This window comes from Rickettsia endosymbiont of Villa modesta (assembly GCF_964026485.1).
Taxonomy (GTDB): Bacteria; Pseudomonadota; Alphaproteobacteria; order Rickettsiales; family Rickettsiaceae; genus Rickettsia; species Rickettsia asembonensis.
In genome coordinates this window covers 1,238,458-1,254,976 of sequence record NZ_OZ032157.1, presented here as the reverse complement: position 1 = coordinate 1,254,976, position 16,519 = coordinate 1,238,458, and the positions used below count along the sequence as shown (strand labels likewise).

Genomic DNA, 16,519 nt, shown 5'->3' with positions numbered 1-16,519 from the left:
AAATATGCAAATTCAATTTCACTTATATAACACTCTTAGCCGTACTAAAGAGGTTTTTAACCCTCAAGATAAGACTAACGTAAAAATGTATGTATGCGGACCGACTGTTTACGATAATCCTCATATAGGTAATAGCAGGTCGGTAGTGGTATATGATTTACTTTATCGTATAGTTATAAAAATATTTGGTGAGCAATCTGTAAAATACGTACGTAATATTACGGATGTTGACGATAAAATTATCGATAGGGCTGAGCTACTTAGCATTACTATTAATGAGTTGACTGATAAAGTTACACAAGAGTTTCATACAAATATGGCATATTTAGGTTGCCTACTACCGAGTATTGAGCCGAAAGCTACAGAGCATATTGATGTAATGATCGAAATAATAGAACGCTTAATAGCAAAAGATCATGCATATATTGCGGATAATCATGTTTATTTTGATGTTTTATCAGCTCCAAATTATACGGAATTATCTAACCGAAATTTAGAAGAAATGTTTGAGGGAGTGCGTATAGAAAACAACAAAACCAAAAAGCATCCACAGGATTTTGTATTATGGAAACCGGCAAAGCCAAATGAATCCGCAAATATGAATTTTGAAAGTCCTTGGGGGCTTGGTCGCCCTGGATGGCATATTGAATGTTCAGCCATGAGCTACAAATATTTAGGTGAGAATTTTGATATTCACGGTGGCGGAGCAGATTTAATCTTCCCGCATCATACTAATGAAATTGCACAAAGTAGATGTGCTTTTCCGGATTCTACCTATGCTAAATATTGGGTACATAATGGCTTTCTAACGGTGAACGGTGAGAAAATGAGTAAATCTCTCGGTAATTTTATTACCGTAAGGGATTTAATGGATAAAGAAATTTCAGGAGAGGTAGTAAGGTTATTTTTATTAAGTACTCACTATAGACGTCCACTTGATTATAATGATAAAGCTATAGAAGATGCTAAAAAGACTTTAGATTATTGGTATAGAGCCATAGAAAATATTAATGTACAAAAAATAGATTTACCTCACAATTTCATGCAAAGCTTACTTGATGACATGAATACACCGCTTGCCGTTAAAATAATTAATGACTATGCTAAAGGTGTTTTTATTTCTAAAATTGAAGAAGCAAGACAGCTTAATGCCTCTGCTATTATTACTTGTGCTAATTTTATTGGTTTAATGAATAAGACTCCCCATGAGTGGTTTAATAGCGGTGTGGATGAACTCTATATAAATGAGCTTGTAAATAAGCGTTTGGAAGCAAAAAAACAAAAAAATTGGTTATTAGCCGATCAAATTCGTAACCAGTTATTGGAGAAAAAAATAATTCTAGAAGATAAACCTGATGGTACTACTATTTGGCGAAAAGAATAAAAGCTTGTAAATTATGCAATATACGTATATAGTTTGTAGGCTTATTGTAGAACGTCATTGCGAGGAAATTATGTAATATAATTGTACGTACGCAATCTCAGGATATTGGACGAGACTTCCACGCAGCCTACGGCTGCTCGCAATGACGATTATTCAAAACTTAAGCAAAAAATTCACACGTAAGATATATGTTAGTTCATGTATAGAGCTGTCATGCCAGTTCCTTGATCACGGCATCCAGTAAATATATGATAATAAGTTGTTTTTGGATCCCGTGATCAAGCCACGGGATGACAAATATGCACAATATCTTACGGAGGTATAAACTAACAATTAGGAGAATTTAAAAATGTCAAAAATACCATCTGTTAACATTAAAGAATTATTAGATGCAGGCGTGCATTTCGGTCATAAGACTTCACGTTGGAATCCTAAAATGGCATCTTATATATATGGTGAACGTGATGATGTTCATATAATCGATTTAAGACAAAGTGCCGCTTTAATGAGTGTTGCTTTGAATACAATATATGAAACCGTAAAAAAAGACGGTAAAATATTATTTGTAAGTACTAAAATACAGGCTAGTGATATTATAGCGGAATATGCCGAAAAATGCGGACAATATTATGTAAATCATAGATGGCTTGGCGGTATGCTAACTAACTGGAAAACTATTGCGGGTTCAATAGAAAAACTAAATAAGTTAGAAAAAACCTTAGAAAGCGAAGAAGCCCTTATGGGTTATACTAAGAAAGAGATACTCGATATGAGCCGTAAGAAAGAGAAGTTACTTCTATCTCTTGCCGGTATTAGAAATCTTAATTCTAAACCTGATCTTCTAGTAGTTATTGACACTAATAAAGAGCATATCGCAATTAATGAAGCGGTAAAGCTTAATGTTCCTATAGTTGCAGTAGTCGATACTAATTCTAATCCTGATGATGTAGATTATCCGATTCCGGGTAATGACGATTCTATAAGGTCAATAAGACTTTATTGTAGTTTATTTGCAGATGCGGCATTACAAGGACTTGAAGAATCAATGAAAGCTTCAGGGGTTGATATGGGTGCTATGCAGGAGCATACAGATAAGGCGTTAACTTCTAAAAATGTTTCTAAATTAAAACAAGCTAAAAAATTCTCTAAAACGAAAAATATTGATGAGGAGACAAATACAGAATTTGAGCAAGCATTAAATGATGCCGATGAAAATAAAAATTCTGATAATGTATAAATGTTGTTGTGTGGATTGAAGAACCTACTCGATGTCATCCCCGCGTGGCCTTGTTGCGGGACCTAAAAATATGTTCGGTGTCACACCCCCGTGGCTTGACCACGGTATCCAGTTAAAAATACTAAAATTATTAGTATTTTTTGTTGTTTTTATGGACCCCGTGGTCAAGCCACGGGGTGACACCGAGGTCCTTCTTCAAGCGACACCCCAAGCCAAATATAATAATTAAGGAGAAAGTAAGGTATGAGTGAAATAAATATAAGTGCTGCAGCGGTTAAAGAATTAAGAGAAAAAACCGGTGCAGGTATGATGGACTGTAAAAAAGCATTAATAGAAACCAGCGGTAATTTTGAAGAAGCTATAGATTTTCTGCGTAAGAAAGGCTTAGCTGCGGCAGCAAAAAAAGCCGGACGTATTGCTTCTGAAGGTTTAACGGCTGTAAAAGTTGATGGGCTTACTGGAGTGGTGGTTGAAGTAAATTCCGAAACGGATTTTGTTGCTAGAAATGAGCAATTTCAGGATCTAGTTAAGGATATTGCAAATCTTGCAGTAATTGCAAAAACTATAGATACGCTAAAAACATCTAAAATGCAAAGCGGTAAATCAGTTGAAGAAGAGATTATAGAAAATATCGCTACAATCGGTGAAAATTTAACATTACGTCGTATGGATATATTAGAGATATCCGAAGGAGCAATCGGTTCCTACGTACATAATGAAGTTGTACCGAATCTAGGAAAAATTTCCGTATTAGTAGGTCTTGCGTCTAATGCAAAAGATAAAGCAAAACTAGAAGCTTTAGCTAAACAAATTGCTGTTCATGTAGCAGGAAATAACCCGCAAAGTATAGATGATTCAAGCTTGGATCAAGCACTCGTAGAGCGTGAGAGAAAAGTATTTTTTGAGAAATCTAAAGAAGAAGGAAAGCCTGATAATATTATAGAAAAAATGGTAGAAGGTAGAATACGTAAATTCTTCTCTGAAGTTGTATTGCTTCAGCAAAATTTCTTATTTGAGCCTAAACTTACTGTTGCGGAAGTAATTAAAAATGCTGAAAAAGAACTCGGTGCAGAAATTAAAATCGCCAAATTTATTAGATACGAACTTGGTGAAGGTATAGAACACGAAGAAAAAAATACGATAAATCTCCTGAACAAATAGTAACAGAAATAGAAAAACATAGGTAACTTCAAGAAAAAGAAGGCTACGAAATATGTTAATCTTATCTTATTAATAATACCGTACTTCTTTTGTTAACAATAAAATTTAAAGAGTTTTGATATGTATATACTTCTTTTACCTGAAGAATTGGTAGTATTAGATATTAATTATCCATAAGAACATTGATTATTCGCTCATCTAAATATTCATTTTCCAACTTTTCAAGTTAAAGAAGTATACCTCTAGTAAATGAAAAATTGTCAAAGAAGTCAGCAAGTGTTATTAAGTAAGAATGGATTTATAGAAAATTAACATCAGTAGAAAAAGAAGAATTAAAGCTTTACCATAGAAGCGAAAGGGATAAGAGGATTTGTGATAGAATCAAAGCTGTTTTCATGTATGATGATAGCTATAGTATTGATGAGATATCGAAAGTGTTATTACTGAGTGATGGGGAGGGATAAGAAAACATTTAATAGATTATCATAATGCTCAGAAGCTTAAGCCTGGAAATGGCGGTAGTGATAGTAAACTTACTAGACAGGAGGAAGCAGAGTTAATAGTTCATCTAGAAAATAATAATTATGTGTATGCTAGAGATATAGGTTTGTTCATAGAACGTCAATATGGAGTAATCTATACATTAGCTGGGGTAATCAAGCTGTTACACAGACTTGGTTTTAGTTATAAGAAACCTAAGTTAATTCCTGGAAAAATAGATTTAGCTAAGCAAGAGGAATTTAAGCTGCAATATAGTTTGCTAAAAAATAATTTAGCTAAAGATGAGTCTATTTATTTTATGGATAGTGTTCATCCTCAATACCAAACTCGAGCAAGATTTGGTTGGATTAGAAAGAATGTAGTTAAAACATTACCAAGTTTCAGTGGTTGGAAGCGTAAACATATTATTGGTGCTATTAATCTTAAGGATTTAGAGGTAGTAACAACTGACAATCCTAAGGTTAATGGTGATTATATTATTGAATTTTTAAAGAAATTAGAAGCAAATAATCAAGATAAAAGTAAGATTTATTTGATATGCGATAATGCTGGATATCATAGGTCAAAAAAGGTAAAAGAATATCTACAATACAGTAAAATAGAGTTACTATTTTTGCCAGCATATAGTCCTAATTTGAATCCAATTGAACGACTGTGGAAATTTATGCATTCTGTTGTAAGTAACAATAAATTTTATGCGAATTTTGAGACATTTACTGATTCTATAGAGGGTGTCAGAAAGTTTGTGTAAGTTGTAAAAATAGTTAAGAATAAAATTAATTAAAACAACTTACATGAGGCTAATATGAAGAATAAGAGCAAAGTATCAAATCCGACTATAGAAAAAGTAGTATCAGAAATACTATCACAAAGTGATCCATCTGAGATATTTGGCAAAGAAGGGATATTTCAGGAATTTAAAAAGCAGATAGTAAATAAGATTTTAGAGAAAGAAATGGAATCTCATATAGGTTATGAGAAGCATTCTAAGAATGCCAAGGAGTCAGAGAATAGACGTAATGGCAATTATGAAAAGACTTTAATAGATCCTGAAGGTCGTAAATTGACAGTAGAAGTGCCAAGGGATCGGGATGGAGAATTTGAACCTCAACTCATTCCAAAAGGAGTACGAAAATTTGAAGGATTTGATGATAAAGTAATATCCTTATATGCTAGGGGAATGACCATTAGGGAAATACAAGGACACTTAGAAGAACTATATGCTACCAAGGTATCATCTGAGTTAATATCAAAGGTAACTGATGGTATTTTAGAGGAAGTTACTGCCTGGCAGAATAGAGCACTTGATAGTGTATACTTCTTTTACCTGAAGAATTGGTAGTATTAGATATTAATTATCCATAAGAACATTGATTATTCGCTCATCTAAATATTCATTTTCCAACTTTTCAAGTTAAAGAAGTATATATCCTATAATGTACTTAGATTGTATTCATGTTAAAGCAAGAGATACGCATGTAATAATAAATAAAGCAATATATATGGCTATAGGAGTTAATATGGGAGGCAAGAAGGAGCTATTAGGTATTTGGATAGGTAAGAATGAGGGTTCTAAATTTTGGATGCAGGTAGTAACAGAACTGAAGAATCGAGGAGTTGAACAAATATATGTTGCATGTGTTGATGGTCTTAAAGGTTTTCCAGAGGCGATAAATAGCATTTTTCCAAGAACCATAGTACAGTTGTGTATTGTGCATATGGTAAGAAATTCTGTAAAATACGTATCATACAAAGATTTAAAATCGGTAACAGCTGATTTAAAGGCAGTTTATTCTGCAATAAATGAAGCAGAGGGATTGAGAGAATTACAAAACTTTGCCAAAAAATGGGATGAAAAATATCCAGTTATTTTTGATATATGGCAACGAAATTGGTCTGGCATAGCTCCATTTTTTAGCTTTCCAGAAGACATTAGAAAGGCGATTTACACTACTAATGCTATTGAATCCACTAACCGTCAAATTCGTAAAATTATTAAAAATAAGGGAGTATTTCCAGATGATAAATCAATGCAGAAAATAATCTTTTTGGCATTGACAAATGCCTCTAAAAAATGGACAATGCCTATTAAGAATTGGGCAATGGCTTTAAATCAATTTGCAATCCTTTGTGATACTAATTTACAAAATTGGACAAATGGCGAAATCGTACTTACACAAAGAATCTGACAGAACCCAAGATAATAAACGTGTCAGATATATTGGTATTGCCAAAAATCAATTCTCGGAATTTATGAATGCTATATGTTTTAATTTGAAACGCTTAACCGTTTTAACGGCTAGCTAATATTATAATGGATAACGCATAGATAATAACAAAATCTCCACTGATTTTTACTAATTTTGTATATATACTTCTTTTACCTGAAGAATTGGTAGTATTAGATATTAATTATCCATAAGAACATTGATTATTCGCTCATCTAAATATTCATTTTCCAACTTTTCAAGTTAAAGAAGTATATATACTTCTTCAACATGAAGAGTTGTTAAAATGATTAGGCACAATGGTTTGAAAATTGTCATTTACCAATGAAGAAATTTTATTTTTATATATTTTTCAATATTTTCAAAAAATATTCGTATAGAATCAGTAAATGTCTCAAAATTCGCATAAAATTTATTGTTACTTACAACAGAATGCATAAATTTCCACAGTCGTTCAATTGGATTCAAATTAGGACTATATGCTGGCAAAAATAGTAACTCTATTTTACTGTATTGTAGATATTCTTTTACCTTTTTTGACCTATGATATCCAGCATTATCGCATATCAAATAAATCTTACTTTTATCTTGATTATTTGCTTCTAGTTTCTTTAAAAATTCAATAATATAATCACCATTAACCTTAGGATTGTCAGTTGTTACTACCTCTAAATCCTTAAGATTAATAGCACCAATAATATGTTGACGCTTCCAACCACTGAAACTTGGTAATGTTTTAACTACATTCTTTCTAATCCAACCAAATCTTGCTCGAGTTTGGTATTGAGGATGAACACTATCCATAAAATAAATAGACTCATCTTTAGCTAAATTATTTTTTAGCAAACTATATTGCAGCTTAAATTCCTCTTGCTTAGCTAAATCTATTTTTCCAGGAATTAACTTAGGTTTCTTATAACTAAAACCAAGTCTGTGTAATAGCTTGATTACCCCAGCTAATGTATAGATTACTCCATATTGACGTTCTATGAACAAACCTATATCTCTAGCATACACATAATTATTATTTTCTAGATGAACTATTAACTCTGCTTCCTCCTGTCTAGTAAGGTTACTATCACTACCGCCATTTCCAGGCTTAAGCTTCTGAGCATTATGATAATCTATTAAATGTTTTCTTATCCCTTCATCACTCAGTAATAACACTTTCGATATCTCATCAATACTATAGCTATCATCATACGTGAGAACAGCTTTGATTCTATCACAAATCCTCTTATCCCTTTCGCTTCTATGGTAAAGCTTTAATTCTTCTTTTTCTACTGATGTTAATTTTCTATAAATCCATTCTTACTTAATAACACTTGCTGACTTCTTTGACAATTTTTCATTTACTAGAGGTATATCGGGTGATTGTTTAATGATAGATGAAATTACGGCACAACAGCTACCGTCAAATCCATAATTTGGATTATTATAGCCGATTTCTTGTATCTTGCTACGTACTATTTGCTCAATATCTACATAGGTACTAGTAGTAATTTCGCCGCCTACTAAAACTAGACCAGTTGTTACAAATGTTTCACAGGCAACACGACCCACTAGGGTCATGCTTTAGAATTTCATCAAGTACCGTATCTGAAATTTGATCGGCAATTTTGTCCGGATGCCCTTCAGAAACCGACTCAGATGTGAATATAAAATTTTTCATACATTACGCTCCTTTTAAAATGCTTCAAATGTTATATTAATATATGATTTTTTATGTCATTCCTGCGAAAGCAGGAATTCACTATAAAGCGAGATAAATCGAGCTTTTAAAAAGTTTTAAAGTAATGGATTCCCGCTTTCGTGAGAATGACATCGAGCAGGAATGACATAGAGCCATGCAACAAGCCTTGACACAGCTTTATATAACTCAATGAATCTCCATCCAGTTATTACCTATTCTAATTTTGGTTATAATCGGTACATCCATATTAGTAGAGTTTTCCATGATTTTTTTGATAATAGGCGTTACGAGTTCTACTTCATCCTCCGGCACTTCAAATAGTAATTCATCATGAATTTGCAGTACTAATCTGGTTTTAAGCTTATTTTTGTCTATTTCTTGATCTAGATTGATCATAGCAATTTTAATTATATCGGCATTAGTTCCTTGAATAGGAGCATTAATAGCTGCACGTTCTGCAAATTGTTTAAGCTTTTTATCATGAATTAGAGGTACAAAACATTTTCTGCCAAAGAAATTTATGACATAGCCGTTGCTACTTGCAAAAGCTTTTGTTTGCTCCATATATTCTTGTACTCCTTTATATTCGGCAAAATATTTCTTGATATATTCGGATGCTTCGCTGTTACTAACGTTTAATTGCTTGGCAAGCCCAAAAGCACTTATACCGTAAATGATACCGAAATTTATGGCTTTTGCTTTACGTCTATGTTCGCTAGTTAGTTCATGTTTTTGCAAGTTAAAGATTTGACAAGCCGTTTGAGTATGGATATCGTCTTTATCGATAAATGCTTGTTTTAGTGCATCTATATTTGCGATATGGCTTAATATTCTAAGCTCAATTTGGGAATAATCTGCAGATATTAATTTATAGCCTTCTTCAGCGATAAAAGCTTGTCTGATTTTATTCCCCTCACTAGAGCGAATAGGTACATTTTGCAAATTAGGTTCTTGTGAGCTAAGTCTTCCTGTAGTAGTAGAAGTTTGTAAAAATGTCGTATGTACTCTATGTGTTATATTATCTATCTGTTTCGGTAAACTATCAGTGTAGGTATTCTTTAATTTTGTAAGTTGCCGCCATCTTAATAACAAGTCGGAAATATTATATCCATGCTCGCTAAGCTTTTCTAATATTTCTGCCCCTGTTGAGTAAGAGCTTGCTTTAGCCGAAGCTTTACCGAAAGGTAACTGCATTTTTTCAAATAAAATCTCACCTAGTTGTTTTGGTGAACCGATATTAAATTTAGTTCCGCTAAGAGCAAAAATTTCTTCTTCAAGTCTAGCTATTTCTGCACCAAATTCAGCAGATAACTGATTTAGATAATTTGCGTCTACTTTAATCCCAATTTTTTCCATTTTATCTAAAATAAAACAAATAGGTAAATCAATATCGCTGTAAAGTCTAAAGGCTTTATTATCTTTAAGCTCCAGTATATTTTTTTTATAAAGTGAAGTAAAATCGGCTACTATTTTTGCCGATTCATTAATTATATTTTCCTCTTTTAAAGCCTCTTCAAATAAATTTTTCTGTGATAAACCGGCAGATAACGCATATTGCATTAGTTCTAAATCCTCTATAGCCGTAATTTCATGAGATTGTTCTGCATAGAATTTAAGTAGAGGCTTTAGAGAGTAGGTAATTTTTTTTATAGATTTATCGGTTAGTAAATTGAAGATTATCTCCGAAAACCAGTCGTTATTATTTTTAGTATTATAAGAAAATAGATCATGGGAAGTGTTAGAAATTTTAATAATATAGCTTTGGTTTTGCAATGATAAAATAAAGGCAAGATTATCCCCTTTATGCTGTAGTAAATATATCCCGAATATTCCTATTTTCTCAGCTTTTTTAGCAAAATCCGCTAACTCGCTAGCGTTACTGATTTCTTTTGCTTCGGTTACTTTATTGTCTACTATCTCTTTATGGTCATTAATTTTAATATCAAATAAATTTTCTGCTCTTTTATATAAAGATTTAAAACCGTATTCCTGTAAAAATCCTGTTAATTTATCGCTATTTGGAGGTGACCATTCTAAATTATTCAGCTGAAAATCTAAATCAACATTAGAATCAAGCCCGATTAATTGCCATGAAATTAACGCCGCTTCTTTAGAATTTTGTAAAGTTTCACGTTGTTTTAGGCTTGAAACTTGGTCTAAAGAATTAAATATATTTTCTACAGAACCAAATTGCGTTATAAGACTACTTGCCGTTTTTGGTCCAATAGACGGCACACCCGGAATATTATCCGATCTATCGCCGATTAAAGCCATCACTTCACGTAATTTATCAGAAGTAGTACCGAACTTTTTAACAACATCATCCTCTGTAATATATTTTCCTTTTAACGGATCATATATTTTGATGTTTTTCCCCATTAACTGCAATAAATCTTTATCGGAAGAGATAACGACTACATCTTCGCCGAGTGCAGCTGTTTTAGCGGCAAAGGTTGCAATAATGTCATCGGCTTCATAACCGTTTTTCTCTAGAATAGGAAAATTTAAGTTACTAGCAACATCCCGAACTAAAGGTAATTGTACGACTAAATCCTCAGGTGGAGGTAGGCGGTTAGCTTTATATTCAGGATAAATATGATGGCGGAAATTTTTCCCGCCGCTGTCAAATACTACAGCGACATGTTTAGGCTTAAAGTCGCTCAGCAATTTTAGGAGCATTGAAGCGAAGCCGTAAAGAGCACCTACAGGCTCACCTTTCGGGGAAGTTAAAGGCTGTTGTGCATAATAGGCTCTAAAAACAAATCCATATCCGTCTATGAGCAATAAAGTATTTTTTTGAGTCATCTCGTGATTTTATTTTTAATTCTATCGTCATTGCGAGTGAACGTTAGTGTTATTGTATGACTCATTTTATGTCATTCCCGCGTAGGCGGGAATCCAGCATAAAGCGAGATAAATCGAGCTTTTAATTTCAAAAATTTGCTGTATTTATACTTTTTTTCTGGATTCCCGCTTTTGCGGGAATGACATCGAGTAGGTTTTTCGATCTATGCGGGCAATGATGTAGCAAAACCTCACAACCCGACCAAACTTTTAGCAAAATCATGTCGGTTGAATATTTTTAAATCTTCTATCTTCTCTCCTATACCGATAAAGTATACGGGTAGATTAAATTTCTGTACCACTCCGACAAGCACCCCGGCTTTAGCACTACCGTCTAATTTAGTCACGATAAGTCCCGTCAAATTAGTAGCATCATTAAAATGTTCTACCTGGTTATAAGTATTTTGTCCTGTAATAGCATCAATTACTAAAACGCTATGAGTAGGAGCATTCTCGTCTAGTTTTTTTATAACCTTTACAATCTTAGACAGTTCATCCATCAAATTTTTCTTATTATGAAGCCTGCCTGCCGTATCGATAAAAAGTATAGCGATATGTTGTTTTATCGACTCTTCCATAGCACGGTAAGCAACACTCGCAGGGTCAGCCGATTCTTCACCAGTAATAAGTAGTGCATTTGCTCTATCTACCCAAGTGCTTAGCTGATTCACGGCAGCCGCTCTAAAAGTATCACAGGCCGCAACTGCTACTTTTTTCCCTTGTGCTGAGTACATTGCAGCAAGCTTACCTATAGTGGTGGTTTTACCTGCTCCGTTAACACCACAAACTAAAATTACGTTTAATTTATTTTCGTTTAGTGTAAAAGGAATTTCTGACTTTGATAACTGCTGCTCTATTAATTCAGCTAGGGCTTCTTTTACTGTATCACTATCTATTTCTTTGTCAAATTTTACCTTTTTAAACTCTTCAATAATATTAGTTACTACCGAAACGCTCATATCACTTGCAATAAGCAGCTCTTCAAGCTCTTCTAGAGTTTCTGTATCTAATTTTTTCTTGTAAAATATTTTGTCGATACCTTCCGATATTTTATTAGAAGTTTTAGATAAACTTTGTTTTAATTTACTAAATATCGAAATCATATTAAGATAGTTTTTGTTTTATGGGTGTTGGTGTTGTTCTTGCTTCGTTGTCATACCGTGGCTTGACCACGGTATCCATAAAAATAACCAAAAATATTAATATTATTAGTATTTCCAATTGGATCCCGCGGTCAAGCCGCGGGATGACAATAAAAAAACAATTAAGGACACTTATCTCTTCTTCTTATTCTTGCTTTTGTTTTTATTTCCGTCGGTAGTTTTATTGAATCTACCTAAATTTTTAACAAATTTTTGTAGTCCGTTAAGTTCCGTTCCATATGTCCTAGTATATTCACGGACTGTTTCTAGATCTTGTCTATGAGAATCATCTATTACTACTACTTCCTGCATAAAATTATTAGCATCAAACGTAATTTTTACTATCTTCTGCTTTTCAATTTTTGGATTGAGCCAAGCTCTTTGAGACATAACTCTTTCAACATAATACCAAGTATTTTGGGAATATTCCGGTACCATAGTAGGCGTACCTATTAACTCTACGACTTCTGTTTTATTTAGTTTTTTAGACTCTAATTTTACAAGTGCCGAATCATCAATGGATTGTCCTCTATTTTCGATAGTTTTGCAGCCGCTTAAGGAAAAAAAGGCTAATATACTAAAAATGTATGTTATAAAAATTTTCATAAGTTTAATTTTATCTAGATTTTATTACAAGATTATAATATACTGCTTCACTAATTTGACAAATACTTTTTAATTTATATTTAGAGAGGCTAATAATGGCAGTTCCAAAGAAGAAAACATCAAAATCAAGACGTAACATGAGACGTTCGCACTTAGCACTTGGCAAAGTTAACGTAATAGTTGACTCGCAAACCGGTGAATATAAGCTTCCGCATCACGTTTCTTTAGTCGACGGCACTTATAATAATCGTCAAGTAGTAACAAAGAAAATTGAAACTGAAGAAGAAGTAGCCTAAAGATTTTATGACCTGTAAAATTATTGGTTGCGGCGGGTATCTTCCTTCAAAAATAGTTAGTAATGACGAGCTTGCAAAATTTGTAGATACTAACGATGAATGGATTAGAACAAGAACAGGTATTACGCAGCGTCATATAGCAGGTGATACAGAATATACTTCCCATCTTGCTTTAAAATCAGCTGAAAAAGCTATAGCAGATGCGAGGGTGTCGGCAAATGATATTGATTTAATTATTACATGTACTACTACTCCGGATAATAGCTTCCCTTCAGTCGCCTCTAAGCTTCAAGGTTATCTTGGTTTAACTAATATACCGTCTTTTGATTTACAAGCAGTGTGTGCCGGCTTTGTTTATGGTTTACAAGTAGCGAATTCTCTTATCTCATCAGGGAAATATAAAACTATTTTGCTTATAGGAGCCGAGAAAATGACGTCATTATTAGACTGGAATGATAGGACTACTTGCGTTTTATTCGGTGATGGGGCCGGTAGCGTAATATTGCAGCGTAGTAGTGATGATTCCGGTTTAATAGATAGTAATATCTTCTCAAGCGGGGCTGATTATGAAATATTATACACAAACGGTGGTGTAAGTATGAATGGTATTAGTGGCAAGATAGTTATGCAGGGGCAAAAATTATTTCGTCATGCAATAGAAAAAATGCAACAATCTATAGAAGATTTACTGCATGCTAATCAATTCAGTATAAGCGATATTGATTATTTTATACCTCATCAAGCAAATATCCGTATTATAAACAAACTTGATGAACTATTAAATATAGAAGAGCATAAAGTAGTGAAAACCGTAGAAAAACATGCTAACTGCTCTGCGGCTTCTATTCCTCTTGCTTTGAATACTCTTAAAGCATCAGGCAAAATAAAAAAAGGTGATATTCTACTATTCTCAGCTATAGGTGCAGGTCTTACTTGGGGCAGTGCATTAATTAGATGGTGAATATACTCAGGTAGAATTTCAAAAATTGTCGTCGTTGTTTAATATTTCTTGATCCTCACATATTATATATACGCTGCCGGTTATAAGCTTCAAAATCGATTCCTCTTTTCTACATTAAACTTCATTTATCTATTTATCCAAAATATCTACTCATATTATAAAAATGATATTTTTACCACATTTATTCATGAGTAATTGCATTTTATAATATTTTAGCCTTTAAACTAATAAAATAATGATATATACTAACTCACATAGCTTTTGGTTAGTTTAGTTTTATAACTAGCTAAAATGAATTCAATATTAATAAATTATAATCTCAAGGAGTTTAATTATGAAAACAAAAATTACATTAGCTTTTCTTGCATTATTTGTGCTTGCAGGGTGTAATACAACAAAAAGAACACCGCAATTTGACGGTAATATGAACCAAGGTGAAGAAACCTCATTAATGAAAGATTTCGAGAAGCATGCAGGAAATGCAGTATGGTTTGCTTTTGATAGCTCTGCTTTATCACCAAAGGCTAAAGAAGAACTAGAGAGACAAGCTTGCTGGTTATCAAAGCATCCTGAAGTAAAAGCTACTGTTGAAGGACATTGCGATGAAAGAGGTACCAGAGAATATAACTTAGGTTTAGGTGAAAGAAGAGCAGCAGCAGCGAAAAAATTCTTAGCTCATAAAGGAATCGACCATAGCAGATTAAATACAATCTCTTATGGTAAAGATAGACCTGCTATGATGGGTAATACTGAAGAAGCTTTTGCTTATAATCGTAGAGCTGTAACAGTTGTACATCACTAAAATTATTTACTAATTGATAGTATCCTAAAAGGTCGAGTAATAAGCTCGACCTTTTTTATTTATAACCTGTTATGTTATTCCTGCTTCCGCAGGAATAACATAAAATAGGTTTTTCAATCCGTGCAACAATGCCTTTAGTCGCTTGCAATGACGAAAAAACTGATCCACATTGCCCTGTTTTTTAGACAATACCTCAAAAATATAAAAATTTTACTAGACTTAACGGCATAATGATTATATAAATTTCAAATGAAAAGGGGCTGTAGCTCAGTTGGTTAGAGCACGCCGCTCATAACGGTGTGGTCGTAGGTTCAAGTCCTACCAGCCCCACCACACAAATTCTTATTTAAATTCGTATTAGCACTGAATTTATAATGATTAATCTAAAAACACTTTCTTGGTATCTTACTAAATTATATTCTAAGTGTTTCTTTATTATATTATTTCTTTTAATCGGGCTATTAATCATCTCAAATATTTTTGATCTTTTACAAAAATTCAAAAATATTTATGTTCCTTTTAGTTTTTTTTGGAGACTTATTTTATATAAGATTCCTTATTTACTAGGTCAAGTATCTGCGTTAATTAGTTTTACCTCTATGTTATTTTTTCTTAGAAATCTAACAAAAAATAATGAATTAACGGCTATGTTATCTAGCGGTATTCATATTTGGCAAGTGCTTGTTATTCCATGTATTGTAACTTTAATTTTAGGTATAGTTTTTACGACTATATTGAATCCTATCGGTACTATAGGCTTACAAAAATATGAGTTATTAGAAGCAAAACTAACTAAAAAAGCCTTGAGTGAGGGTATAATATCTAAATCAGGTTTATTATTTTTTGAATCTTTAAATGATGAAAATCAAATTATCCAAACACAGTTTATTAATATTGCCGAGAAAAAATTAAATAATATTACAATTTTATTTGTTGATAGTAATAATTCTTTTTTAAAGAGAATTGATGCATTATACGGTATTATTGAAAATAAAATGTTACATTTAAATAGAGTTAAGGTTTTTACAAAAGAGGAAACTAAGGCTTACAATAATTTAACTATACAGACAAATTTATCAATTAATAGTTTAGTAAATAAATTTATTCGTCCTGAAATGGTTTCTATTTGGGCTTTACCTAAATTAATTAATGAATTATTAAATTCAGGTTTACCGGCTATTAATTATCAAATTTATTATTACAAGCAATTATTTAAGCCTATAATGATGATGGCAACCGTAATTTTAGCAAGTTGTTTTATTAGTCTTAAACAGCGTGATAATTCCCAAGAAAAAATACTGATATTAGGTTTATTTTCAGGTTTTATAGCATATTCGTTATCAGAAATATTATTAAAAATACTTACTTATAATAATTTGTCTTTAATTGCTGCTATTTTATTGCCTAGTATGCTAATATTTTTTATTAGTAACTTTATTATTTTACATTATAAGGAAATTTAATATATACTCGTTTAATTTGAAAAATTGGCTGCGTCGCTTCTCATTTTTGATCCTCACGTAGTATCCTACGCTGCGGTCAAAAATTCCGAGGCTTCTTGCTCTTTTCCAAATTAAACTTCGTCTATAATTAAATTTTTATTTACTATGAGACTGTTTATTTTATTAACAGTCCCATAGAAGCGTTTTTAGAATTTAGAGAGA

Annotated in this window: 17 protein-coding genes, 1 tRNA gene and 1 pseudogene; 12 read left to right on the top strand and 7 right to left on the bottom strand. The window is 32.5% G+C overall.

The annotated features are described in order from the left end of the window. Positions 1–4: 4 nt before the first annotated feature. Both cysS and rpsB read left to right on the top strand, forming a co-directional pair. Complete coding sequence (gene cysS, locus AC5584_RS07160) at positions 5–1,384, top strand: cysteine--tRNA ligase (RefSeq protein WP_499216318.1); 1,380 nt, start codon at positions 5–7, stop codon at positions 1,382–1,384. 349 nt (positions 1,385–1,733) lie between these two features. Further along, positions 1,734–2,621 (top strand): 30S ribosomal protein S2, encoded by an 888-nt coding sequence (rpsB, locus tag AC5584_RS07155; protein ID WP_499216317.1) that lies wholly within the window; start codon positions 1,734–1,736, stop codon positions 2,619–2,621. 24 nt (positions 2,622–2,645) lie between these two features. Here the strand turns inward: rpsB and AC5584_RS07150 are convergent, their stop codons facing one another. After that, complete coding sequence (locus AC5584_RS07150; RefSeq protein ID WP_499216316.1) at positions 2,646–2,804, bottom strand: hypothetical protein; 159 nt, start codon at positions 2,802–2,804, stop codon at positions 2,646–2,648. A 60-nt stretch (positions 2,805–2,864) separates the two neighbouring features. Here AC5584_RS07150 and tsf point away from each other — a divergent pair, with 60 nt between their 5' ends. The 5 genes from tsf (at position 2,865) to AC5584_RS07125 (ending at position 6,590) form a co-directional block, all read left to right on the top strand. Continuing rightward, a complete protein-coding gene (tsf, locus tag AC5584_RS07145; protein ID WP_499216315.1) occupies positions 2,865–3,782 on the top strand; it encodes a translation elongation factor Ts in 918 nt (305 codons plus the stop codon). Positions 3,783–4,242: 460 nt separating this feature from the next. Then, positions 4,243–5,034, top strand: coding sequence for an IS630 family transposase (locus AC5584_RS07140; protein ID WP_499217035.1), 792 nt, complete (start codon positions 4,243–4,245; stop codon positions 5,032–5,034). Between the two features lie 54 nt (positions 5,035–5,088). Beyond that, positions 5,089–5,625 (top strand): transposase, encoded by a 537-nt coding sequence (locus AC5584_RS07135; protein WP_499215983.1) that lies wholly within the window; start codon positions 5,089–5,091, stop codon positions 5,623–5,625. A gap of 94 nt (positions 5,626–5,719) precedes the next feature. Then, positions 5,720–6,472, top strand: coding sequence for an IS256 family transposase (locus AC5584_RS07130; RefSeq protein WP_499216314.1), 753 nt, complete (start codon positions 5,720–5,722; stop codon positions 6,470–6,472). Then, positions 6,441–6,590 (top strand): hypothetical protein, encoded by a 150-nt coding sequence (locus AC5584_RS07125; protein ID WP_499216313.1) that lies wholly within the window; start codon positions 6,441–6,443, stop codon positions 6,588–6,590. The genes AC5584_RS07130 and AC5584_RS07125 overlap by 32 nt, the downstream gene beginning before the upstream one ends. A 239-nt stretch (positions 6,591–6,829) precedes the next feature. Here the strand turns inward: AC5584_RS07125 and AC5584_RS07120 are convergent, their stop codons facing one another. The 6 genes and pseudogenes from AC5584_RS07120 to AC5584_RS07095 all read right to left on the bottom strand — a co-directional run bounded on the left by AC5584_RS07120 (position 6,830) and on the right by AC5584_RS07095 (position 12,796). Further along, complete coding sequence (locus AC5584_RS07120; RefSeq protein WP_499217034.1) at positions 6,830–7,732, bottom strand: IS630 family transposase; 903 nt, start codon at positions 7,730–7,732, stop codon at positions 6,830–6,832. A gap of 135 nt (positions 7,733–7,867) precedes the next feature. Continuing rightward, positions 7,868–8,183 (bottom strand): annotated as a pseudogene (locus AC5584_RS07115) (S-adenosylmethionine synthetase N-terminal domain-containing protein); the annotation flags it as partial. 207 nt (positions 8,184–8,390) lie between these two features. Then, positions 8,391–11,009 carry a DNA polymerase I gene (gene polA / locus AC5584_RS07110; RefSeq protein ID WP_499216312.1) on the bottom strand — a complete coding sequence of 873 codons (2,619 nt, stop codon included), beginning with the start codon at positions 11,007–11,009 and terminating at the stop codon, positions 8,391–8,393. Between the two features lie 230 nt (positions 11,010–11,239). Next, the gene (ftsY, locus tag AC5584_RS07105; RefSeq protein ID WP_499216311.1) at positions 11,240–12,151 is read right to left on the bottom strand and encodes a signal recognition particle-docking protein FtsY; all 912 of its coding nucleotides are present in this window, start codon (positions 12,149–12,151) and stop codon (positions 11,240–11,242) included. A gap of 1 nt (position 12,152) precedes the next feature. Then, positions 12,153–12,269 (bottom strand): palindromic element RPE4 domain-containing protein, encoded by a 117-nt coding sequence (locus AC5584_RS07100; protein ID WP_499162518.1) that lies wholly within the window; start codon positions 12,267–12,269, stop codon positions 12,153–12,155. A 53-nt stretch (positions 12,270–12,322) separates the two neighbouring features. After that, on the bottom strand, positions 12,323–12,796 hold the full coding sequence (locus AC5584_RS07095) for an outer membrane protein assembly factor BamE (RefSeq protein WP_499216310.1): 474 nt from the start codon (positions 12,794–12,796) through the stop codon (positions 12,323–12,325). 95 nt (positions 12,797–12,891) lie between these two features. Here AC5584_RS07095 and rpmF point away from each other — a divergent pair, with 95 nt between their 5' ends. The 5 genes from rpmF to AC5584_RS07070 all read left to right on the top strand — a co-directional run bounded on the left by rpmF (position 12,892) and on the right by AC5584_RS07070 (position 16,318). Then, positions 12,892–13,092: a 50S ribosomal protein L32 gene (rpmF, locus tag AC5584_RS07090; RefSeq protein ID WP_008579275.1), complete on the top strand. Its 201-nt coding sequence runs from the start codon at positions 12,892–12,894 to the stop codon at positions 13,090–13,092. A 7-nt stretch (positions 13,093–13,099) separates the two neighbouring features. Further along, positions 13,100–14,053 carry a beta-ketoacyl-ACP synthase III gene (locus tag AC5584_RS07085; RefSeq protein WP_499216309.1) on the top strand — a complete coding sequence of 318 codons (954 nt, stop codon included), beginning with the start codon at positions 13,100–13,102 and terminating at the stop codon, positions 14,051–14,053. A gap of 334 nt (positions 14,054–14,387) precedes the next feature. Continuing rightward, positions 14,388–14,855 carry a peptidoglycan-associated lipoprotein Pal gene (gene pal, locus AC5584_RS07080; RefSeq protein WP_040256384.1) on the top strand — a complete coding sequence of 156 codons (468 nt, stop codon included), beginning with the start codon at positions 14,388–14,390 and terminating at the stop codon, positions 14,853–14,855. A gap of 256 nt (positions 14,856–15,111) precedes the next feature. Then, a tRNA-Ile gene (locus AC5584_RS07075) sits at positions 15,112–15,188 on the top strand. Between the two features lie 41 nt (positions 15,189–15,229). Beyond that, a complete protein-coding gene (locus tag AC5584_RS07070; protein ID WP_499216308.1) occupies positions 15,230–16,318 on the top strand; it encodes an LptF/LptG family permease in 1,089 nt (362 codons plus the stop codon). Positions 16,319–16,519 lie beyond the last annotated feature (201 nt).

Bases quoted from the DNA above. Each gene is read 5' to 3' on its own strand.
- cysS (WP_499216318.1), top strand. From the start codon at position 5: ATGCAAATTCAATTTCACTTATATAACACTCTTAGCCGTACTAAAGAG.
- rpsB (WP_499216317.1), top strand. From the start codon at position 1,734: ATGTCAAAAATACCATCTGTTAACATTAAAGAATTATTAGATGCAGGC.
- tsf (WP_499216315.1), top strand. From the start codon at position 2,865: ATGAGTGAAATAAATATAAGTGCTGCAGCGGTTAAAGAATTAAGAGAA.
- AC5584_RS07135 (WP_499215983.1), top strand. From the start codon at position 5,089: ATGAAGAATAAGAGCAAAGTATCAAATCCGACTATAGAAAAAGTAGTA.
- AC5584_RS07130 (WP_499216314.1), top strand. From the start codon at position 5,720: ATGTACTTAGATTGTATTCATGTTAAAGCAAGAGATACGCATGTAATA.
- AC5584_RS07125 (WP_499216313.1), top strand. From the start codon at position 6,441: ATGGCGAAATCGTACTTACACAAAGAATCTGACAGAACCCAAGATAAT.
- polA (WP_499216312.1), bottom strand. From the start codon at position 11,009: ATGACTCAAAAAAATACTTTATTGCTCATAGACGGATATGGATTTGTT.
- ftsY (WP_499216311.1), bottom strand. From the start codon at position 12,151: ATGATTTCGATATTTAGTAAATTAAAACAAAGTTTATCTAAAACTTCT.
- AC5584_RS07095 (WP_499216310.1), bottom strand. From the start codon at position 12,796: ATGAAAATTTTTATAACATACATTTTTAGTATATTAGCCTTTTTTTCC.
- rpmF (WP_008579275.1), top strand. From the start codon at position 12,892: ATGGCAGTTCCAAAGAAGAAAACATCAAAATCAAGACGTAACATGAGA.
- AC5584_RS07085 (WP_499216309.1), top strand. From the start codon at position 13,100: ATGACCTGTAAAATTATTGGTTGCGGCGGGTATCTTCCTTCAAAAATA.
- pal (WP_040256384.1), top strand. From the start codon at position 14,388: ATGAAAACAAAAATTACATTAGCTTTTCTTGCATTATTTGTGCTTGCA.
- AC5584_RS07070 (WP_499216308.1), top strand. From the start codon at position 15,230: ATGATTAATCTAAAAACACTTTCTTGGTATCTTACTAAATTATATTCT.